This is a genomic window from Streptomyces sp. ADI95-17 (assembly GCF_003846175.1).
GTDB lineage: Bacteria > Actinomycetota > Actinomycetes > Streptomycetales > Streptomycetaceae > Streptomyces > Streptomyces sanglieri.
In genome coordinates, this window is the sequence record NZ_ML123045.1 from 415130 (window position 1) to 436692 (window position 21563).

The 21563-nt window shown below is 72.4% G+C and carries 20 protein-coding genes; 17 read left to right on the top strand and 3 right to left on the bottom strand.

All coding sequences use genetic code 11. From position 1 onward, the window contains the following. Positions 1 to 61: 61 nt before the first annotated feature. Positions 62 to 883, bottom strand: a complete 822-nt coding sequence (locus EES42_RS09930; RefSeq protein WP_124717770.1) for a DUF3097 domain-containing protein — start codon at positions 881 to 883, stop codon at positions 62 to 64. A gap of 32 nt (positions 884 to 915) precedes the next feature. Then, positions 916 to 1638: an MBL fold metallo-hydrolase gene (locus tag EES42_RS09935; protein ID WP_124717771.1), complete on the bottom strand. Its 723-nt coding sequence runs from the start codon at positions 1636 to 1638 to the stop codon at positions 916 to 918. 198 nt (positions 1639 to 1836) lie between these two features. On the opposite strand from EES42_RS09935, the gene hrcA reads away from it, so the two are divergent. The 9 genes from hrcA to EES42_RS09980 all read left to right on the top strand — a co-directional run bounded on the left by hrcA (position 1837) and on the right by EES42_RS09980 (position 12415). Then, positions 1837 to 2853, top strand: a complete 1017-nt coding sequence (hrcA, locus tag EES42_RS09940; RefSeq protein WP_124717772.1) for a heat-inducible transcriptional repressor HrcA — start codon at positions 1837 to 1839, stop codon at positions 2851 to 2853. Next, positions 2854 to 3990: a molecular chaperone DnaJ gene (dnaJ, locus tag EES42_RS09945; RefSeq protein ID WP_124717773.1), complete on the top strand. Its 1137-nt coding sequence runs from the start codon at positions 2854 to 2856 to the stop codon at positions 3988 to 3990. 124 nt (positions 3991 to 4114) lie between these two features. Then, positions 4115 to 5188 carry a nitronate monooxygenase gene (locus tag EES42_RS09950; protein WP_124717774.1) on the top strand — a complete coding sequence of 358 codons (1074 nt, stop codon included), beginning with the start codon at positions 4115 to 4117 and terminating at the stop codon, positions 5186 to 5188. Next, positions 5185 to 5931 (top strand): 16S rRNA (uracil(1498)-N(3))-methyltransferase, encoded by a 747-nt coding sequence (locus EES42_RS09955; RefSeq protein WP_124717775.1) that lies wholly within the window; start codon positions 5185 to 5187, stop codon positions 5929 to 5931. The genes EES42_RS09950 and EES42_RS09955 overlap by 4 nt, the downstream gene beginning before the upstream one ends. An 84-nt stretch (positions 5932 to 6015) precedes the next feature. Next, complete coding sequence (locus tag EES42_RS09960) at positions 6016 to 6540, top strand: hypothetical protein (RefSeq protein ID WP_206433427.1); 525 nt, start codon at positions 6016 to 6018, stop codon at positions 6538 to 6540. Between the two features lie 79 nt (positions 6541 to 6619). Further along, the gene (locus EES42_RS09965) at positions 6620 to 9847 is read left to right on the top strand and encodes a S41 family peptidase (protein ID WP_124717776.1); all 3228 of its coding nucleotides are present in this window, start codon (positions 6620 to 6622) and stop codon (positions 9845 to 9847) included. A 243-nt stretch (positions 9848 to 10090) separates the two neighbouring features. Next, a complete protein-coding gene (locus tag EES42_RS09970) occupies positions 10091 to 10450 on the top strand; it encodes a histidine triad nucleotide-binding protein (protein ID WP_124717777.1) in 360 nt (119 codons plus the stop codon). Positions 10451 to 10465: 15 nt separating this feature from the next. Continuing rightward, complete coding sequence (locus EES42_RS09975; protein WP_124717778.1) at positions 10466 to 11374, top strand: ribonuclease Z; 909 nt, start codon at positions 10466 to 10468, stop codon at positions 11372 to 11374. A 48-nt stretch (positions 11375 to 11422) separates the two neighbouring features. After that, a complete protein-coding gene (locus tag EES42_RS09980; RefSeq protein WP_124717779.1) occupies positions 11423 to 12415 on the top strand; it encodes an adenosine deaminase in 993 nt (330 codons plus the stop codon). Here the strand turns inward: EES42_RS09980 and EES42_RS09985 are convergent. Then, a complete protein-coding gene (locus EES42_RS09985) occupies positions 12379 to 13734 on the bottom strand; it encodes an MFS transporter (protein ID WP_124717780.1) in 1356 nt (451 codons plus the stop codon). The genes EES42_RS09980 and EES42_RS09985 overlap by 37 nt on opposite strands. A gap of 350 nt (positions 13735 to 14084) precedes the next feature. On the opposite strand from EES42_RS09985, the gene EES42_RS09990 reads away from it, so the two are divergent. The 8 genes from EES42_RS09990 (at position 14085) to EES42_RS10025 (ending at position 21547) form a co-directional block, all read left to right on the top strand. Next, entirely contained in the window at positions 14085 to 15191 is a 1107-nt protein-coding gene (locus EES42_RS09990) for a carbohydrate kinase family protein (protein WP_124718478.1), read from the top strand. A gap of 146 nt (positions 15192 to 15337) precedes the next feature. Beyond that, complete coding sequence (locus tag EES42_RS09995) at positions 15338 to 16369, top strand: PhoH family protein (RefSeq protein ID WP_124717781.1); 1032 nt, start codon at positions 15338 to 15340, stop codon at positions 16367 to 16369. A 9-nt stretch (positions 16370 to 16378) separates the two neighbouring features. Then, positions 16379 to 16876: an rRNA maturation RNase YbeY gene (ybeY, locus tag EES42_RS10000; RefSeq protein WP_124717782.1), complete on the top strand. Its 498-nt coding sequence runs from the start codon at positions 16379 to 16381 to the stop codon at positions 16874 to 16876. Further along, entirely contained in the window at positions 16873 to 18165 is a 1293-nt protein-coding gene (locus tag EES42_RS10005) for a hemolysin family protein (protein ID WP_124717783.1), read from the top strand. The genes ybeY and EES42_RS10005 overlap by 4 nt, the downstream gene beginning before the upstream one ends. Continuing rightward, the gene (locus EES42_RS10010) at positions 18162 to 18515 is read left to right on the top strand and encodes an MmcQ/YjbR family DNA-binding protein (protein ID WP_124717784.1); all 354 of its coding nucleotides are present in this window, start codon (positions 18162 to 18164) and stop codon (positions 18513 to 18515) included. The genes EES42_RS10005 and EES42_RS10010 overlap by 4 nt, the downstream gene beginning before the upstream one ends. Positions 18516 to 18556: 41 nt before the next feature. Next, positions 18557 to 18910, top strand: coding sequence for a cytidine deaminase (locus tag EES42_RS10015; protein WP_124717785.1), 354 nt, complete (start codon positions 18557 to 18559; stop codon positions 18908 to 18910). Positions 18911 to 19100: 190 nt separating this feature from the next. After that, on the top strand, positions 19101 to 20456 hold the full coding sequence (locus EES42_RS10020) for a WxL domain-containing protein (RefSeq protein ID WP_206433461.1): 1356 nt from the start codon (positions 19101 to 19103) through the stop codon (positions 20454 to 20456). Between the two features lie 146 nt (positions 20457 to 20602). Beyond that, positions 20603 to 21547, top strand: coding sequence for a WxL protein peptidoglycan domain-containing protein (locus EES42_RS10025; protein WP_124717786.1), 945 nt, complete (start codon positions 20603 to 20605; stop codon positions 21545 to 21547). The last annotated feature ends 16 nt before the right edge of the window (positions 21548 to 21563 follow it).

Here is a 21563-nt window from a genome sequence, read left to right on the forward strand (position 1 = left end):
GACCCCGCTCCTCAAGCGCCGGAGGGGCTGGATCTCGCTCGCCGGAGGGGCCGTCGCCGGGCTACTCCGGCGGCGCCGTCACGAAGTCGATCAGGTGTTCCACCGAGCCCAGCAGGGCCGGTTCCAGGTCGCGGTACGAGTGGACCTTGGACAGGATGTGCTGCCAGGCCGCGCCGGTGTTCTCCGGCCAGCCCAGGGCGCGGCACACGCCCGTCTTCCAGTCCTGGCCGCGCGGCACCACCGGCCAGGCCGTGATGCCCACGGAGGACGGCTTCACGGCCTCCCACACATCGATGTAGGGATGACCGACCACCAGTACGTTCCCGTCCGTGACCTGATCGGCGATCCGGGACTCCTTGGAGCCGGGGACCAGGTGGTCGACCAGGACGCCCAGCCTGGCGTCCGGGCCGGGGGAGAACTCGCGCACGATGGCGGGGAGGTCGTCGATGCCCTCCAGGTACTCGACGACCACGCCCTCGATCCGCAGGTCGTCGCCCCAGACCCGCTCGACCAGCTCCGCGTCGTGCCGGCCCTCCACATAGATCCGGCCCGCCCGCGCGACCCGGGCGCGCGCGCCGGGGACCGCGACCGAACCCGAGGCCGTGCGCGCGGGGCGCACCGGAGCGGCGGCCGAGGGGCGGACCAGGGTGACCACCCGGCCCTCCAGCAGGAAGCCGCGCGGTTCCATCGGGAACACCCGGTGCTTGCCGAAGCGGTCCTCCAGGGTCACCGTCGGCCCCTGGGCCGTCTTCTCGCAGCGGATCACCGCACCGCAGAATCCGGTGGAGACCTCCTCCACGACCAGATCGGCTTCGGCGGGGACCTCGGGAACGGGGGCGGACCTCTTCCACGGCGGGGTCAGGTCCGGCTGGTAGCTGCGCATCGGACGACGATAGGACGATCAGGCCCCGGGGGTCACGACACGCCGAAGCGTACGGCCAGTTGTTCGCGCTGATCGCGTACGAACGCCGCGTCCACCACCGCCCCGTGCCCCGGCACGTACACCGCGTCCTCGCCGCCCAGCGCCAGCAGCCGGTCCAGCGAGGCCGGCCAGCGGGACGGGAAGGCGTCCGAGCCCGCCTGTGGTTCGCCGGACTCCTCGACCAGGTCGCCGCAGAGCACGACCGCGGGGGAGCCGGGGACGACCGCCACCAGGTCGTGGCCGCTGTGCGCGGGGCCCACGTCGGCCAGCAGCACCTCGCGCCCGCCGCCCAGGTCGACCGTCCACTCGCCGCACACCTCGTGCTGCGGCGCGACCAGCGCGTCCACGGCCTCCGCCGCGTCGTGCTCGCCGACCCCGTGGCGCACGGCCGAGGTGTGCAGCTCGTCCGCCCCGCGCCTCAGCAGCTCCCGCATGCCGACCGCTCCGTACGCCTGGGCACCGGAGAACGCGGCGGTGCCCAGCACATGGTCGAAATGGGGGTGGCTGAGTGCGATATGCGTCACCCTCCGGCCGAGCAGGGCCTGCGCCTGGGCCCGCACCTCGGCACCTTCACGGAGTGTCGATCCGGTGTCGTAGAGCAGCACCGCGTCCGCTCCGACCACCAGCGCGACCGTCGCGTCCCATCCGGGAAGGCGCCGCCGGCCCACTCCGTGACCGAGTCGCTCCCAGCCGAACTCTTCCCAAGAGGCATCCATACCGCGACGCTATCGGCAACGACCTGCGCGGTCTCGCGGTAGCGTGGCCGGTCGCCCTTGCTAGGCCCCCACTCGGCCGCCGTACACTGGCCGGGGGGTTGCTGGCACTCACGATGACAGAGTGCCAGGAGGATTCCTGGGCAGAGAAACAGGAACGACCCGAGAACCAACGAGGAAACACAGCTGGAGGTGTGCGCGATGCTCAGCGAACGCAGACTCGAAGTGCTTCGCGCCATCGTCCAGGACTATGTCGGCACGGAGGAGCCCGTCGGCTCCAAGGCGCTCACCGAGCGGCACAAGCTGGGGGTCTCCCCGGCGACCGTCCGCAACGACATGGCGGTGCTGGAGGACGAGGGCTTCATCGCCCAGCCCCACACCAGCGCGGGACGCATCCCGACGGACAAGGGCTACCGGCTCTTCGTCGACAGGCTCGCGGGGGTCAAGCCCCTCTCGACGCCGGAGCGCCGCGCCATCCACAATTTCCTCGACGGCGCGGTGGACCTCGACGACGTCGTGGGCCGCACCGTACGGCTGCTCGCGCAGCTGACCCGGCAGGTCGCCATCGTGCAGTACCCCTCGCTGACCCGGTCGACGGTCCGGCACGTGGAACTGCTCTCGCTGGCACCCGCCCGGCTGATGCTCGTGCTCATCACGGACACCGGCCGGGTCGAACAGCGCATGATCGACTGCCCCGCCCCGTTCGGCGAGACCTCTCTCGCCGATCTGCGGGCCCGGCTCAACAGCCGGGTCGTCGGACGCCGCTTCGCGGACGTCCCGCAGCTGGTGCAGGACCTGCCGGAATCCTTCGAGAGCGAGGACCGGGGAACCGTGTCCACCGTGCTCTCCACCCTGCTCGAAACCCTCGTCGAGGAGACGGAGGAGCGGCTGATGATCGGCGGCACCTCCAACCTCACCCGCTTCGGACACGACTTCCCGGTGATGATCCGGCCGGTGCTGGAGGCACTGGAGGAGCAGGTCGTGCTGCTGAAGCTGCTCGGCGAGGCCAAGGACTCGGGCATGACCGTACGTATCGGGCACGAGAACGCCCACGAGGGGCTCAACTCCACGTCCGTCGTCGCGGTCGGCTACGGTTCGGGCGACGAGGCAGTCGCCAAACTCGGCGTGGTCGGACCGACCCGCATGGACTACCCCGGAACGATGGGAGCGGTACGCGCAGTGGCACGTTACGTCGGACAGATCCTGGCGGAGTCGTAAGTGGCCACGGACTACTACGCCGTACTCGGCGTGCGCCGCGACGCATCTCAGGACGAGATCAAGAAGGCATTCCGGCGGCTCGCCCGCGAGCTGCACCCGGATGTCAACCCCGATCCGAAGACCCAGGAGCGGTTCAAGGAGATCAACGCCGCCTACGAGGTGCTGTCGGACCCGCAGAAGAAGCAGGTCTACGACCTCGGCGGCGACCCGCTGTCCGCCTCCGGCGGCGCGGGCGCGGGCGGATTCGGACAGGGCGGCTTCGGCAACTTCTCCGACATCATGGACGCGTTCTTCGGCACGTCGTCGCAGCGCGGACCCCGTTCGCGCACCCGGCGCGGCCAGGACGCGATGATCCGGCTGGAGATCGATCTCGCCGAGGCGGCGTTCGGCACCACCAAGGACATCCAGGTCGACACGGCCGTCGTCTGTACGACGTGCAGCGGCGAGGGGGCCGCACCCGGCACCTCCGCGCAGACCTGTGACATGTGCCGCGGCCGCGGCGAGGTCTCGCAGGTCACCCGGTCCTTCCTCGGCCAGGTCATGACCTCGCGGCCCTGCCCGCAGTGCCAGGGCTTCGGCACGGTCGTGCCGACCCCGTGCCCGGAGTGCGCCGGCGACGGCCGCATCCGCTCGCGGCGCACGCTCACCGTGAAGATCCCGGCCGGTGTCGACAACGGCACCCGCATCCAGCTCGCGGGCGAGGGCGAGGTCGGCCCCGGCGGCGGCCCGGCCGGCGATCTGTACGTGGAGATCCACGAGCTCGCGCACGCGGTGTTCCAGCGCCGCGGCGACGACCTGCACTGCACGGTCACCATCCCCATGACGGCGGGCGCGCTCGGCACCAAGGTGCCGCTGGAGACGCTCGACGGCCTGGAGGAGGTCGACATCCGGCCGGGCACCCAGTCCGGCCAGTCGGTGCCGCTGCACGGCCGCGGCATCACGCATCTGCGGGGCGGCGGGCGCGGCGACCTGATCGTGCACGTCGAGGTGATGACCCCGACGAAGCTGGACCCGGAGCAGGAGCGACTGCTGCGCGACCTGGCGAAGATGCGCGGCGAGGAGCGGCCCACCGGCCAGTTCCAGCCCGGCCAGCAGGGGCTGTTCTCCCGGCTGAAGGACGCCTTCAACGGCCGCTGACCGACCCCGCAAGCCGTTCCCGGACGCCGGACGGACCCGCTCGACGGGGCCGTCCGGCGTTTGAGTACAAAGCGGACCCCGGGCCGAGCGTCCCGGGCGGCCCGGGACGTGACACGATGCGGTCATGTCATCCGCGTTGACCGATCTCTGCCGGTATCCGATCGTGCAGGCCCCGATGGCGGGGGGCACGTCCTGTCCACAGCTCGTCGCGGCCGTCTCGGAGGCGGGCGGGCTCGGTTTCCTCGCCGCCGGGTACAAGACGGCGGACGGCATGTACAACGAGATCAAACAGCTGCGCGGGTTGACCGGCCGGCCGTTCGGCGTCAATCTCTTCATGCCGCAGCCGGCGCTCGCCGACCCGAGCGCCGTCGAGGTGTACCAGCACCAGCTCGCGGGCGAGGCCGCCTGGTACGAGACCCCGCTCGGTGATCCGGACTCCGGCGGCGACGACAACTACGACGCCAAACTCGCCATCCTCCTGGAGGACCCGGTCCCGGCCGTCTCGTTCACCTTCGGCTGCCCCACCCGCGACACCCTCGACGCGTTCGCCGGCGTCGGCACGTACACCGTCGTGACGGTCACCACGCCCGAGGAGGCCCAGGTCGCCCAGTGGGCGGGCGCCGACGCGGTCTGCGTCCAGGGCGTCGAGGCGGGCGGTCACCAGTCCACCCACCGCGACGACCCGCAGACCGACGGCGCCGGGATCGGGCTGCTCTCGCTGGTGTCCCAGGTCCGCGAGACCGTGCAGATACCGATCGTCGCCACCGGCGGGCTGATGCGCGGATCCCAGATCGCCGCGGTGCTCGCCGCGGGCGCGGAGGCGGCACAGCTCGGCACGGCGTTCCTCGTCTGCCCCGAGTCCGGGGCGAGCCTGCTGCACAAGCAGGCGCTGACCAACCCGCTGTTCGTACGGACCGCCCTGACCCGGGCGTTCTCCGGCCGCCCGGCCCGCGGCCTGGTCAACCGCTTCATGCGCGAGCACGGCCCGTACGCCCCCGCCGCCTACCCGCAGGTGCACTATCTGACCGCCGGGCTGCGCAAGGCGGCGGCGAAGGCCGGGGACGCGCAGGGCATGGCGCTGTGGGCGGGCCAGGGACACCGGATGGCACGCGAGCTGCCGGCCGGCCGGCTGGTCAGGCTGCTCGCCGAAGAACTGGACGCCGCACGGACGGCAGTGAGTACAGGGAGTACGCAGTGACCGCACCGGTCTTCGTCGTCGAACAGGTCCCCGGCGGGCCCGAGTTCGTCCTGGAGGGGCCCGAGGGTCGGCACGCCGTGTCGGTGAAGCGGCTGCGCGCCGGTGAGGCCGTCGTGCTCACCGACGGGCGCGGCCACTGGGCGGACGGCGTCGTCTCGGCCGCCGAGGGCAAGGACCGGCTCGTCGTCACCGGCCTGACCGGGATCCTGGAGGAGCCCCGCCCCGCCCCCCGCATCACCGTCGTCCAGGCCCTGCCCAAGGGTGACCGGGGCGAGGTCGCCGTGGAGACGATGACGGAGACCGGCGTGGACGCGATCGTGCCCTGGCAGGCGTCGCGCTGCATCACGCAGTGGAAGGGCGACCGCGGCCTCAAGTCCCTGGCGAAATGGCGCAACACCGCCCGGGAGGCGGGCAAGCAGTCCCGCCGGGTGCGCTTCCCCGAGGTGGCCGACGCGATGACCACCAGACAGGCGGCCGTCCTGGTCGCCGCGGCGGACTTCGCCGCCGTCCTGCACGAGGACCGGGGACACGACAGCGAGCCGCTGGCCACCGTCCCGCTTCCCGCCGAGGGCGAGATCGTGCTCGTCGTCGGCCCCGAGGGCGGGGTCTCGCCGGACGAACTGGCGGCCTTCACCGCGGCGGGCGCCCGGACCTGCCGGCTCGGCGCGAGCGTGCTGCGCACCTCCACGGCCGGCACGGCGGCCACCGCACTGCTGCTGGGGCGCACCGGCCGCTGGTCGTGAGCCCCCGCTTGTGCTCCGGCGCCACCCCCACTGTCCCCGCACGCCGTCTACCGCAAGGTGGTGCAACGGTGGGAAGCTGCCCGTATGGGGACATCAAGGGCATGGGGTCAGGGAAGAGAACGGCGCTTTCTGGCCGCGTCCGCACTCGTGGTCGCGGCGGTAGCGGGAGCTGCCGCCTGTGACCCCCAGGGCGGGCTGAACTCCGCGTCCATCGCCGTGACCACCGACCGGGTCGGCACCGGCGCGCTGGAACGCAACGGGGTCGACGTGCAGTGGCTGAACTGCACGGCGGGCGTCGACGGGGACCGGGCCGGGGGCGCACAGCCCTCGGCGTCCGTGCGCCGGATCGCGGACGTCGACTGCAGCGGCAAGACCGGACAGGGCGAGGCCATCACCCTCACCGGCAAGGTGACCCAGGAGCTGGGCGGCCGGTGCGTGCGGGGGGACCTGACCGCGAAGACGGGCGGGAGGTCCGTCTTCCGGGCGGATGTGCTCGGCGACTGCGACGCCGCCCCGTCGACCGCGGTGGTGAACCCGCCGCCGGCCGGCGGCCCCGGGCCGGTGGTCACCGTCACGGTGACGGTGACCGAGACGCCCATGGGCAAGTGAACCGGTCCGCCCCCGGCGGCCCGTCGAACTCCGGCCAACCCGCTTACGCGGAACGGGACCGCGACCTAGGGTGACCGGTGTGACGCAGTCTGCTTACCTCCGATACCCCCATGTCCAGGGCGATTCGATCGCCTTCACCGCCGAGGACGATGTCTGGCTGGCGCCGCTGGACGGCGGCCGAGCCTGGCGCGTCTGCGCCGACAACCGGCCGGTCGCCGGTCCCCGGATATCGCCAGACGGAACCCGGGTCGCCTGGACGACCACCCGGGACGGCGCCCCCGAGGTGCACATCGCACCGGCCGACGGCGGCCCCTCCGTGCGGCTCACCCACTGGGGCGACGCACGGACCGCCGTGCACGGCTGGACGCCCGAGGGCGAGGTGCTGGTCATCAGCTCCCAGGGACAGGCATCGCTCCGGCGCACCTGGGCCAGGGCCGTCCCGGTCGACGGCGGACCCGCCCGGACCCTGCCGTACGGGCCGGTCGGCTCGGTCGCGTACGGGCCCGGCGGCCGGATCCTGCTGCTCTCGGTCACCATGGGGCGCGAGGCCGCCGCCTGGAAGCGCTACCGGGGCGGCACGGCGGGCAAGCTGTGGATCGAGCGGGAGTCCCCGGCGGACGGCCCGGCGGAGTTCGTACGGCTCCACGCCGACCTCGACGGGAACATCGAATGCCCGATGTGGGTGGGCGAGCGGGTCGCCTTCCTCTCCGACCACGAAGGCGTCGGCGCGGTCTACTCCTCGCTCCCCGACGGCACCGACCTGCGCCGCCACACGGGCATCGAGGGCTTCTACGCCCGCCACGCGTCCACCGACGGCACCCGCGTCGCCTATGCCTCGGCCGGTGAGCTCTGGCTGCTGGACGGCCTCGGGGGCGACGGGCCCCGCCGCGTCGACATCCGGCTCGGCGGCCAGCGCGCCGACCTCCAGCCGCACCCCGTGCACGCCGGCAGCCACCTCGACGCCGCGTCCCCGGACCGCACCGGCCGGGGCAGCGCCGTCGGGACGCGCGGCGCCGTCCACTGGGTCACCCACAGCGGGGGCCCGGCCCGCGCGCTCGCCGTCGAACCGGGCGTACGGGCCCGGCTGCCGCGCACCTTCCAGGCCGACGGCGACCAGCACGTCGTCTGGGTCACCGACGCCGAGGGCGACGACGCCCTGGAGTGCGCACCCGCCACCGGAACCGCCCCCGGTGCCGTACCGCGCCGCCTCGCCGCAGGCCGCATCGGCCGGGTCCTCGACCTGACCCCGGCCCCCGACGGCAGCCGGTTCGCCGTCGCCGCGCACGACGGGCGGATCCTGATCGTCGAGCGGGAGAGCGGCGAGGTCCACGAGGTGGACCGCAGCGAGCACGGCGAAGCCTCCGGCCTCGTCTTCTCGCCCGACTCCTCCTGGCTGGCCTGGTCCCACCCCGGGCCCGAGCCGCTCAGCCAGCTCAAGCTCGCGCACCTCGCCGATCTGTCGGTCACCGAGGCCACCCCGCTGCGCTTCCGGGACTTCGCCCCCGCGTTCACCGGCGACGGCAAGCACCTCGCGTTCCTCTCCGAGCGGTCCTTCGACCCGGTCTACGACGCCCATGTCTTCGACCTGGCGTTCATCGGCGCCTGCCGTCCGCACCTGCTGACGCTCGCCGCGACCACGCCCTCCCCGTTCGGGCCGCAGCGCCACGGCCGCCCGATCGAGAAGAGCGGCGGCGAGGGCGACCAGGACAACCCGACGGCGCTGCCCGTCACCCGGATCGACCTCGAAGGGCTCGCCGACCGGATCGTGCCGCTGCCCGTCGAGGCCGCCAGCTACTCCACGCTGCGCGCCGCGAAGGACGGGCTGCTGTGGCTGAGCCACCCGGTGACCGGGGTACTCGGCACCAGCGGACCCACCCCCGACGCCCGGCGGCCCGAGACCGTCCTTGAGCGGTACGACCTGGAGAAGCTGCGCTGCGAGCAACTCGCCTCCGGTGTCGAGGACTTCGCGGTCAGCGGCGACGGCAAGCGGATCGTCATGCAGACCCGGGGCAAGCTGCGTGCCGTACCGTCCGACAGTCATGTCCCGGCCGATGACGACGGCGGCGGCAGCGACGGGGGCGTCACCGTCGATCTCTCCCGGATCCGGCGGATCCTCGAACCGGCCGCCGAATGGCGTCAGATGTACAACGAGGCCGGGCGCATCATGCGGGACAACTACTGGCGTCCCGACATGGGCGGCCTCGACTGGGACGGGGTCCTGGACCGCTACCGTCCGGTGCTGGAGCGGGTCGCCACCCACGACGACCTGATGGACCTGCTCTGGGAGGTGCAGGGGGAGCTCGGCACCTCGCACGCCTATGTGCGGCCGTCCGGCGGATGGGGCGACGACTCGTCCCGGCAGGGGCTGCTCGGTGCGGACATCTCCCGTACGGACGAGGGCAGTTGGCGGATCGACCGGATCCTGCCGTCCGAGACCTCCGACCCGGACGCCCGCTCCCCGCTCGCCGCGCCCGGCGTGGCGGTGCGCGCCGGGGACGCGATCATCGCCGTCGACGGCCATCCGGTCGACCCGGTGACCGGGCCCGGACCGCTGCTCACCGGCTCGGCGGACAAGCCGGTCGAGCTGACCGTCTCGCCGGTCGACGGCGGTAACTCCCGCCATGTCGTCGTCGTACCGGTCGCCGACGAGGAGGCGCTGCGCTACCACGCGTGGGTCGCCGACCGGCGGGCCTACGTGCACGGGCACTCCGGCGGACGCCTCGGCTACCTCCACGTTCCCGACATGGTCGGCTCGGGCTGGGCGCAGCTCCACCGCGACCTGCGGATCGAAGTGGCCCGCGAGGGGCTGGTCGTGGACGTCCGGGAGAACCGGGGCGGCCACACCTCGCAGCTGATCGTGGAGAAGCTCGCCCGCCGTGTCGTCGGCTGGGACCTGCCGCGCGGCAGGCGGCCGTTCAGCTACCCGCAGGACGCACCGCGCGGTCCCGTGGTCGCGGTGGCCAACGAGTTTTCCGGCTCGGACGGCGACATCGTGAACGCCGCGATCAAGGCGCTGGGCATCGGGCCGGTCGTCGGCACCCGGACCTGGGGCGGTGTGGTCGGCATCGACAGCAAGTACCGCCTGGTGGACGGGACGGCGGTCACCCAGCCCAAGTTCGCGTTCTGGTTCGAGGGCTACGGCTGGGGCGTGGAGAACCACGGCGTCGACCCCGATGTCGAGGTCGTGGTGACACCGCAGGACCATGTGGCGGGCCGGGATCCGCAGTTGGACGAGGCGATCCGGATCGCACTGGAGTCGCTGGCCGAGACGCCGGCGAAGCGGGCGCCGGAGCTGCCGGAGGCGTAGGGGAGCGGGCGGAGCGAGGGTGAGGGGGCGGGTGGGGTGCGCCTGCGGCGGGCTGCTTGCCCCCGCCCGCTCCTTCCCGTAACCGGGAGCTCCCGCCCCCGGACCCCCGCTCCTCAAACGCCGGAGGGGCTGGTTCTCGGGCGCTCGGGAAGGGTGGCAGGGGACAACGCCCGCCGCAGACGGCCCGATAGCATGCCGTACAACGATCACCACCACCGTCACCACCTACCGAGGAGCCACCCCATGGCAGGAGAACCGCAGCCCGACTGCCTGTTCTGCAAGATCGTCTCGGGTGAGATCCCGGCAACCATCGTCCGCGAGACCGAGACCACCGTGGCCTTCCGGGACATCAACCCGCAGGCCCCCACGCACGTACTCGTCATCCCCCGCGTCCACCACCCGGACGCCGCCGCGCTCGCCGCCGCCGAGCCGGGCATCGCCGCCGACATACTGCGCGAGGCCGGGCAGGTCGCCGCCGACGAGAAGATCGTGGACACCGGCTACCGGGTCGTCTTCAACACCGGCGCCGGTGCCGGCCAGACCGTTTTCCACGCGCACGCCCACGTCCTGGGCGGCCGCGGACTTCAGTGGCCCCCCGGCTAGAGCGGCCCGCACACCGTGTCCGTACGCGAACTCGTGGTCCTCGGCACCGCCAGCCAGGTCCCGACCAGACACCGCAACCACAACGGCTACCTGCTGCGCTGGGACGGCGAGGGCATCCTCTTCGACCCCGGTGAGGGCACCCAGCGCCAGATGCTGCGGGCCGGTGTCGCCGCGCACGACATCGACCGGATCTGCGTCACGCACTTCCACGGCGACCACTCGCTCGGCCTGGCCGGGGTGATCCAGCGGATCAACCTCGACCAGGTTCCGCACCCGGTCACCGCGCACTACCCGGCGAGCGGGCAGCACTTCTTCGAGCGGCTGCGGTACGCCACCGCCTACCGCGAGTCCGTCGAGCTGACCGAGGCCCCGGTCGCCGCCGACGGGGTGCTCGCCACCACCGACGCGTACACGCTCAGCACCCACCGGCTCTCGCACCCCGTCGAGTCGTACGGCTACCGGCTCGTCGAACCCGACGGGCGTCGCATGCTGCCCGCGAAACTGGCCGAGCACGGCATCGAGGGGCCCGACGTCGGCCGGATCCGGCGCGAGGGAGCCATCGGCGGCGTCACGCTGGACGACGTCTCCGAGCGCAGGCGCGGCCAGCGGTTCGCGTTCATCATGGACACGAGGCTCTGCGACGGCGTGCATGTGCTCGCCGAGGGCTGCGACCTGCTGGTCATCGAGTCGACCTTCCTCGACGAGGACGAACGGCTCGCCACCGACCACGGCCATCTGACCGCCGGACAGGCGGCCCGGGTGGCCCGGGACGCGGGAGTGCGGCACCTCGTGCTGACGCACTTCTCGCAGCGGTACGACGACCCGGCCGTCTTCGAGGCCCAGGCCCGTGCGGCGGGCTTCGAGGGCGAGCTGACCGTCGCCCAGGACCTCAGCCGTATCCCCGTGCCCACCCGGCACCTCTGAGTACACCAGCACCACATCAGCACCACCGTCTGTGAGCGTGAAACACCCGTGCCCCTTCCCAAAGCCGAACTCCACCTGCACATCGAAGGCACCCTCGAACCCGAGCTGGCCTTCGCGCTCGCCGCGCGCAACGGCGTTCAGCTGCCGTACGCGGACACCGAGGAGCTGCGCACCGCCTACCTCTTCGACGACCTGCAGAGCTTCCTCGACCTGTACTACGCGCTGATGGCGGTGTTGCGGACCGAGCAGGACTTCGAGGAGCTCGCCGACGCCTACCTCGCCCGCGCCGCGGCACAGGGCGTCCGGCACGCGGAGATCTTCTTCGACCCGCAGGCGCACACCGCCCGCGGTGTCCCGATCGGCACCGTCGTCGAGGGGCTCGGCCGGGCGCTGGACCGCAGCGAGGAGAAGCACGGCATCTCCACCCAGCTGATCATGTGCTTCCTGCGCGACGAGTCCGCCGAGTCGGCGCTGGAGACGCTTCAGGCGGCGAAGCCGTATCTGCACCGGATCAGCGCGGTCGGCCTGGACTCGGCGGAGGTCGGCCACCCGCCCGTCAAGTTCCGCGAGGTGTACGAGGCGGCCGGGGCGCTCGGGCTGCGCAAGGTCGCCCACGCCGGCGAGGAGGGACCGCCCGAGTACATCCGGGAGGCGCTGGACGTCCTCGGGGTCGAGCGCATCGACCACGGACTGCGCTGCATGGAGGACCCGGAGCTGGTGGAGCGGCTGGTCGCGGACCGGGTGCCGCTCACCCTCTGCCCGCTGTCCAACGTACGGCTGCGCGCCATCGACACCCTGGAGGAGCACCCGCTGCGGGCCATGATGGACGCCGGACTGCTCTGCACGGTGAACTCCGACGACCCCGCCTACTTCGGCGGATACGTCGGGGACACCTTCCACGCCGTCCACGAGGCGCTCGGCCTGGACCGGGAGCGGCTGCGCACCCTGGCCCGCAACTCCTTCGAGGCGGCCTTCCTCGACCACGACGAGGAGCGCAGGGCGCGCTATCTGTCCGAGGTCGAGGCGTACGCGTTCGACTGACCGGCCCCACCCGCCGGGCCGGCCGTCCGGAACGCGGTCCTGACCGGGCGCCTGCGGCGCACCGGCAGACTGATCTCCGTGACGGCCTGCTCGGGAGCGCCCAGCTTGGGCACGGCGCCGGGCACAGCGCCGGTGGTGACGGCGAGCAGCGCGGCCGGGGCGCCGCCCCTGCGGCGCACCGATCCCGGCACCAGCGGACGGCCACCGGTGTGCAGGGCGACGGCCGTGACCGGGGCCGCGACCAGGAGCGTCACGGCGCCCAGGATCAGGCCCATGACCGGGTAGCCGGCCTGCTCGGAGAGCACGCTGCCGAGGACCGGTCCGCAGGCCACCCCGACGGACGAGGCGGAGCCCGCGAGGACCGCCCAGCGGCCGCGTACGTCCAGGGAGGCGGCCAGGCCGATCAGGTACGACAGGACCACGGGGTAGACCGTGTTCCAGAGGATCTCGCCGGTCGCGAACTGGCCGAGGTTCCCGGCCGACGAGCTGAGCACGATGCTCGCCGCGATGATCATGGTGCCCAGGCCGATCGGTACCGCCCGGCCGAGCCTGGCGCCCAGCATCCCGGCGCCCATCACCCCGAGCAGCCCCGCGCCGAGCGCGGCGGCGAACACCGCGCCGATGGTGACCTCGGAGAGCCCGACCCGGTCCACCCCGATCCGGCTGCTGACGCCCCACAGCGCGTTCTGCGCCATCGACCAGACGAGCATGCCGCCTGCGAGCACCAGCCCGGAGCGGCGGTGCGGAAGCCGGCCGGCGACCGGGGCGGCCGGACCGGACGGCGTGACACCGCCGAGCCGCGCCGTGGCGGGCCAGACGAGCAGGGCGACCACGGCGATCGAGGCGAACGGCAGCCGGTGGCCGCCGCCGAGGTGCGGGATCGACAGATACAGGGCGCCCGCCGTCGCGGAGACGCTGAGCAGCCCGAGCGACGAGGTGCGGTGCGGATCGCGCTGGGCGGCGATGCCCGCGGCGGCCACCGCGGTCGCCGTGCCGGAGCCGAAGCCGCCGATCATCGCGCCCATGACCACCAGCGGCACCGACCCGGCCAGGGCGGCGCAGCCGTAGCCCACCATGGCCAGCACCAGCCCGATCCGGGCCGGTCGCCGCGGGCCGTAGGTCTCGACCCGGCCCGCCAGCGCGAACCCGGCGGTCGCCGAACTCACCAGCAGGGCACTGCCGACCAGGCCGGCCTGCGCCGTACTGAGGCCCAGATAGACGGAGAGCCGCCCGACGATGGTGGGGAGCAGATAGGCGGCGAGGTAACCGGCGGTGAACACGGCGACCAGGGGCCACGCGGCGCGAGGGCGCGAGGACATGGGCGTTCCTGAGGACATGCCTGAGGCGGCAGGGAAGGCAGGGGAGGGCAATGCGGGAAATACGGGGAATTCGGGCCACTCTTCGGTAACTGTCACCGACTGGGCTCGCGGGCCAATTTGTATCAACTGCGGCCAGTCGACCGAAAGCTGCCCCAGTGTGATCTGGGTCACATGTGTGTTTACCCTCCGGAAGCCCGGGTAGCAGCGCATGTTTATGCAGGTCGAAGCCCACATGTGAGGCGCCCGGACGAGCCCTTCGCGGCCGGCGGCGCGCACCCTCCGGTTACGGCGGCGCATCGGGCACACTGGCCAGATCTGCCACGACCGGGGAGTGCAAGGTGAGCACGGACATTCCAGCGGACATTCCGGGTATCGACCCACTGGACGGGCTGCGCGCCCCGCAGGACCCGGACTGCGACGTCTTCCTCACCGGCACGGTCTTCCTCGACATCGTCTTCACCGGCCTGGACAGCGCCCCGGTGCGCGGCACCGAGTCCTGGGCACGCGGCATGGGCTCCAGCCCCGGCGGGGTCGCCAACATGGCGACCGCCCTGGCGAGACTGGGGCTGCACACCTCGCTGGCCGCCGCGTTCGGCGACGACCACTACGGGGAGTACTGCTGGGACGCCCTCGAACAGGGCGAGGGCATCGACCTGTCCATGTCGCACACCGTCCCCGGCTGGCACTCGCCGGTGACCGTCTCGATGGCGTACGAGGGCGAGCGGACGATGGTCTCGCACGGCCACGAGGCCCCCGGCCCCGCGGTCCCCGCCGGGGAAGCCGCGTTCCCGTGCTGCCCGCCCCGCGCCCGTGCCGCCGTCGCCTCGCTCGCCCCCGGCCGCAGCGAGCCCTGGGTCGCCACCGCGGCCCGCAACGGCGCCCGGATCTTCGCCGACGTCGGCTGGGACGACACCGGCCGCTGGGACCTGGACGCCCTCACCGACCTGGAGCACTGCCAGGCCTTCCTGCCCAACGCCGAGGAGGCGATGCGCTACACCCGCACCGACTGCCCGCGCGCCGCCGCCCACGCCCTGGCCGAGCGCGTGCCGCTCGCCGTGGTCACACTCGGCGCGGAGGGCGCCTACGCGGTGGACTCGGCGACCGGGGCGAGCGCCGAGGTGCCCGCGATCGAGGTCGAGGCGCTCGACCCGACCGGCGCGGGCGACGTCTTCGTCGCCGGTTTCGTCACCGGGACCCTGGCGGACTGGCCGCTGGCCGACCGGCTGGCCTTCGCCGGGCTGACCGCGGCACTCTCCGTCCAGGAGTTCGGCGGATCGCTCTCGGCGCCCGGCTGGGCGGAGATCGCCGCCTGGTGGCAGCAGATCCGCACCTTCGCCGACCAGGACCCCGCCGCGCTCCAGCGGTACGCCTTCCTGGACGAGCTGCTGCCCGCCGCCGCCCGGCCCTGGCCGCTGCGCCGGGCGGTCCCCACGATCGGTTTCCGCCACCCCGCCTGACCGGCGGGCGCGCCCGCCGCTTCGCGAGCCAGTGCGAAAAAGCCCTCGGTGTTGTCGGTGCGGAGTCGTAGGCTTGGTAATCCGAGAGGTTGTCGATCGGCGAGAACCTTGCAACGGGAGGAATGTGCAGGCCACAGAGCCGGCCCATGACTCAGACACCCACAGCCCAGACCCCTGCGCCGAGGCAGGCGCGAGCCCACTTCACCGTCCCCGCCAACCATCCGATGGTGACCGTTCTGGGCTCCGGTGACGCCTTGTTGCGCGTGATCGAGACGGCCTTCCCGGCGGCCGACATCCACGTCCGGGGAAACGAGGTCAGCGCCGCCGGTGACGCGGCGGAAGTCGCGCTGATCCAGCGCCTGTTCGACCAGATGATGCTGGTGCTCCGCACCGGTCAGCCGATGACGGAGGACGCAGTGGAACGCTCGATCGCCATGCTCAGGGCGAGCGAGAGCGGCGAGGGGGACGGCCAGGAGACCCCGGCCGAGGTGCTCACCCAGAACATCCTCTCCAGCCGCGGTCGCACGATCCGCCCCAAGACGCTCAACCAGAAGCGGTACGTCGACGCGATCGACAAGCACACGATCGTGTTCGGCATCGGCCCCGCCGGTACCGGCAAGACCTATCTCGCCATGGCGAAGGCGGTCCAGGCCCTGCAGTCCAAGCAGGTCAACCGGATCATCCTGACCCGGCCCGCCGTCGAGGCGGGCGAGCGCCTCGGCTTCCTGCCCGGCACGCTCTACGAGAAGATCGACCCGTACCTGCGCCCGCTCTACGACGCGCTGCACGACATGCTCGACCCCGACTCGATCCCGCGGCTGATGGCGGCAGGCACGATCGAGGTGGCGCCGCTGGCATACATGCGGGGTCGCACGCTGAATGACGCGTTCATCATTCTCGACGAGGCGCAGAACACCAGCGCCGAGCAGATGAAGATGTTCCTGACCCGGCTCGGCTTCGACTCGAAGATCGTCATCACCGGTGACGTCACCCAGGTCGACCTGCCGAACGGCACCAAGAGCGGTCTGCGCCAGGTCCAGGAGATCCTGGACGGCGTCGAGGACGTGCACTTCTCCCGGCTCACCTCCCAGGATGTCGTCCGGCACAAGCTCGTCGGCCGTATCGTCGACGCGTACGAGAAGTACGACAACCGAGACAGCCACCGACGGAAGCAGTAGCAGCGCACCATGTCGATCGACGTCAACAACGAGTCCGGAACCGAGGTCGACGAGCAGGCGATCCTCGACATCGCCCGCTACGCGCTCGCGCGGATGCGGATCCACCCGCTCTCCGAGCTCTCGGTGATCGTGGTGGACACCGACGCCATGGAACAGCTCCACATCCAGTGGATGGACCTTCCGGGCCCGACCGATGTCATGTCCTTCCCGATGGACGAGCTGCGTCCGCCGGCCAAGGACGACGAGGAGCCCCCGCAGGGGCTCCTCGGTGACATCGTGCTCTGCCCGGAGGTCGCCAAGAAGCAGGGCGAGGACGCGGAGACCGGGCACTCCATGGACGAGGAGCTCCAGCTCCTCACGGTTCACGGAGTGCTGCACCTCCTCGGGTACGACCACGAGGAGCCGGACGAGAAGGCCGAGATGTTCGGCCTCCAGGCCGCGATCGTCGACGGCTGGCGCGCCGAGCACGGCCTGACCGGCCCGTCGCCCGCCCCCACCGTCTCGTGAGCGTTCCTCTCGTCCTGGGGGCCGTCCTGCTGGTCGTCGTCGGCTGGCTGGCGGCCTGCGCGGAGGCGGGCATCGCCCGGGTCTCCAGCTTCCGGGCCGCCGAGGCGGTCCGCTCCGGGCGGCGCGGCAGCGGGAAGCTGGAACAGGTCGCGGCGGACCCGACCCGCTACCTCAACGTCGCCCTGCTGGTGCGGGTCGCCTGCGAGATGTCGGCGGCCGTGCTCGTCACGTACGCCTGCCTGAAGGAACTCCCGGAGACCTGGGAGGCGCTGGCCGTCGCCATGGGCGTGATGGTCCTCGTCTCCTACGTCGCCATCGGCGTCTCGCCGCGCACCATCGGCCGCCAGCACCCGCTGAACACCGCCACCGCCGCGGCGTACGTCCTGCTGCCGCTGGCCAGGGTCATGGGCCCGATCCCGCAGCTGCTGATCCTCATCGGCAACGCGCTGACCCCGGGCAAGGGGTTCCGCAAGGGCCCGTTCGCCAGTGAGGCCGAACTGCGCGCGATGGTCGACCTCGCCGAGGCGGAGTCGCTGATCGAGGACGAGGAGCGCCGCATGGTGCACTCCGTCTTCGAGCTCGGTGACACGCTCGTGCGCGAAGTCATGGTGCCGCGTACGGACCTGGTCTGCATCGAGCGCTACAAGACGATCCGGCAGGCGCTGACCCTGGCGCTGCGCTCCGGCTTCTCGCGGATCCCGGTCACCGGGGAGAACGAGGACGACATCGTCGGCATCGTGTATCTCAAGGACCTGGTCCGCAAGACCCACATCAACCGCGAGTCGGAGGCCGATCTGGTCTCCACCGCGATGCGGCCGGCGTCCTTCGTGCCCGACACCAAGAACGCCGGCGACCTGCTGCGCGAGATGCAGCAGGAACGCAGCCACGTCGCCGTCGTGATCGACGAGTACGGCGGCACGGCGGGCATCGTCACCATCGAGGACATCCTCGAAGAGATCGTCGGCGAGATCACCGACGAGTACGACCGCGAACTCCCGCCCGTCCAGGAGCTGGGGAACGACTGCTTCCGGGTGACCGCGCGCCTCGACATCGGCGACCTCGGGGAGCTGTTCGGCCTCGACGAGTACGACGACGAGGACGTGGAGACCGTCGGCGGACTGCTGGCCAAGGCGCTGGGAAGGGTTCCGATCGCCGGGGCCTCGGCCGTCGTCGACCTGCCGGACGGCCGCCGGCTGCGGCTGACCGCGGAGTCCCCGGCGGGCCGCCGCAACAAGATCGTCACGGTGCTGGTGGAGCCCGTGGCGTCACCGGAGGGGGACGAGGGATGACGCCGGAGCGGCTGCGGGCGTTCTGCCTGGAGTTCAGCGCGAGCGCCGAGGAGTTCCCGTTCGGCCCCGGGACCTCCGTCTTCAAGGTGCTCGGCAAGATGTTCGCGCTCAGCGCGCTGGACGCACGGCCGCTGACGGTGAACCTGAAGTGCGATCCGGACGAGGCGGTGCGGCTGCGGGAGAAGTACGACGCGGTGGTGCCGGGCTGGCACATGAACAAACGGCACTGGAACACGGTGACGGTGTCCGGGGTGCCGGACCGGGTGCTCCGCGAGCTGATCGAGGACTCCTACGACCTCGTGGTGGCGGGGCTGCCGAAGGCCGACCGGCTGCGGCTCGACCGGCCGTAGGCGGTGCGCGTGCCCGTGCGCCCGGTTCGTATGCTCGGCACATGACTGAGAGCACCGACCTCGGCCCCGAGGACCGCAAGATCGTCACGCTGGCGCGCAGCGCCCGCGCCCGCAACGGTGTGCCGGAGGGCGCGGCCGTACGGGACGAGACCGGACGCACGTATGTCGCGGGCACCGTCCGGCTGGAGTCGCTGAAGCTCAGCGCGCTGCAGACGGCCGTGGCGATGGCCGTGGCCAGCGGAGCCACCTCGCTGGAGGCGGCCGCGGTCGTCTCCGAGGCCGAGACCCCCTCGGACGAGGACCGCGCCGCGGTACGGGACCTGGGCGGCCCGGACACCCCCGTCCTGCTCGCCGGGCCCGACGGCACCCTGCGGATCAGCGTGACGGCCGGCTGACGACGGATGCGGTCGGGACCCCTCCGGCACAGGGATCTTGACAGCATCTGATGGGCCATCAGTCGGTGCGTTTCGCTGCCATTGACTTCTTTTCGGCCGGAGCCGTCAATGGGCCCCCGTCGGCGCGGAGAGCCGCTGCGCCGCATCCGCAGGAGGGGGCTCCATGCGTCCGACCGACCGAAGAATCAGCATGCGAAGATCCGGCGCCCGGGGGCGGCCCGGACACCGCCGCCGCTGGGCCGCCGCGCTGGGCGTGGGCGCGCTCGTCGTGGCCGGGGGAGGGGTGCTCGCGGGACCCGCGCAGGCCACGGTCACCGCCTCGGTGCCGGTGGACTTCCCCACCCACTGCATCCCGCCGGCCATCGCGGGCATCCCGCCGATCGACGGGACGACGAAGGCCTCGATCACCGTCGACAACGCCGCCCCGAAGGTGGGCGAGACGGTCACCGTCACGTACACCGTCGTCGAGGCCGCCGCGAGCAACCCGGTCGATCTGGCACTGCCCGCCGACATCATGACGCCGACCGGCAAGGTCACCGTCGGCGGTGCGCAGAGCGCGAGCGTCACCGTCGCGGGCCCGAAGAAGAACGACCCGGTACCCGGCAAGGGCACCTTCCCGTCGTTCTCGATGACCGGCACCTTCACGGTCACCGCACCGGGCTCGATCACCCTGTCGCCCGGCGACTACAACATCCACACCAGCTACATCATGGAGCTGGACACCCCCTGCACGGTGACGGACCCGCCCGCCCCCGTCTCCGAGACGATCATCGCGACGGACGACGGCGGCCAGGTCAACGAGCGTGCCATCCAGCTCGGGGCCGCTTCCGGCAAGGCCGGCGACGAGGTCACCGTCACCGGCTCGAAGTTCACCCCGGGCGCGGACATCACCCTCGCCGGCCGGGCCGGTGACACCCAGACCGCCGACACGGCCACGGTGAAGGCGGACGGATCCGGCGGCTTCAGCGGCCGGCTCACCGTCGACGACCCGGCGACCACCGGCATCGTCGCCTACGAGGGCGGCAGCTGGGACCCGGCCAAGGGGGCGGGCCCGCGGGCCTACACCGTCACCGGTGGCGGCGGCGAGACCCCCGACGGCAGCCAGAAGCTCAACACCTCCATCCAGGCGGGCACGCTCTCCATGCTCCAGGCCGGGGACACCGTCGAGATGTCGGCGGTCGACTTCGGCCGCGGCGGCGCCTCCCGCGGCTCCTTGCAGACGGTGACGGTCGAGGACTTCCGCGGCGGCCCCGCGGGCTGGTCCCTGACCGGCAAGGTCACCGACTTCACGGGCCCCGGCGGCGCGACGATCGGTGCCTCCGCACTTTCCTGGACCCCGGTCTGCGCGACGAAGCCCGGCAGCCCGAGCACCTGCGCGGCGGGTTCCGCGGGACCGGTCGGCAGCGCGGGCGCCACGCTGGCGTCCACGCCGAACGGGACCTTCACCGGCGGCGAGTTCACCGTCGACGCCCGGCTCGCGCTGAACGTACCGGCGTACACCGCCCCCGGCGCGTACTCCGGCGTGCTCACCCTCACCCTCACGTGACCTGGGGTCTTTCGTTCGGATCAGGCCGGCCCCCGCGAGCCCGGCATGATCCGGACGAGAGGCCCGAGTGCTCCCGAGCAACCGGCGATCCGGGCGCGCACCCGCCCGGACCGTCCGTCCCGACCACCACCCGGGGGTTCCGAACCGTGCGCCACATCCACGTACTGCTCCTGGCCGGCATCCTCCTGCTGATCGGCGCGCCCGCGGCCGACGCCGCGGACAACGGCAGCTGGTCGGTCTTCCCGGCCACCGCACGGGCCGGCCAGCGCCCGTACTTCTACCTCTCGGCCGACCCCGGCGCCACGCTCCACGACAAGGTCACCGTCACCAACAAGACGGACCGGCCGCAGAGCTTTCGGCTGTACGCCGCCGACGCCTACAACACCGCCCGCGACGGCGGCTTCGCCGTCCGCACCCGCGACGAGAAGCAGACATCGGTCGGCGCCTGGACGACGACCGGCCGCGACCGGGTCACCGTGGAGCCGCACGGCTCGGTCACCGTCCCGGTCACCATCGCCGTGCCCGAGAACGCCGAACCCGGCGACCACCCCGGCGCGCTCGTCGCACTGGACGAGCACGTCGACCCCGCCGACGCCGGTGCCGTCGCCGTCGGCATCCAGAAGGCGGTCGGCGCCCGGATCTATCTCCGGGTCAACGGCCCGACCGTGCCCGCGCTCTCCGTGGACGACATCCGGGTCGAGCACACCCAGCCCCTGGTCCCCGGGACCGGGAAGAGCCGGGCCGTGATCTCGTACACACTCCACAACCGGGGCAACGTCACCCTCAGCCCCAAGGTCGCCCTCAAGGCCGAGGGCCTCTTCGGCCGCACCCTGCTCGCCCGCGACCTGAAGAAGATCCCCTCCGAGCTGCTGCCCCGCCAGCAGGTCCGGCTGACCGAGCGGTGGGCCAGCGCGCCCCAGCTGGAATGGGGCGAGATCCGGCTGACCGCGAGCGCCCGCGAGACCCGCGAGTCCGCCACCGCCTCGTACTTCGCGCTGCCCTGGCTGGTCGCCGGGATCCTGCTGGTGATCGTCGGCGGGGGCACGGGGATGTGGATACGGGCCCGCCGGGGCCGTACCCGCACCGCCTGAGACGACATCCGACAGG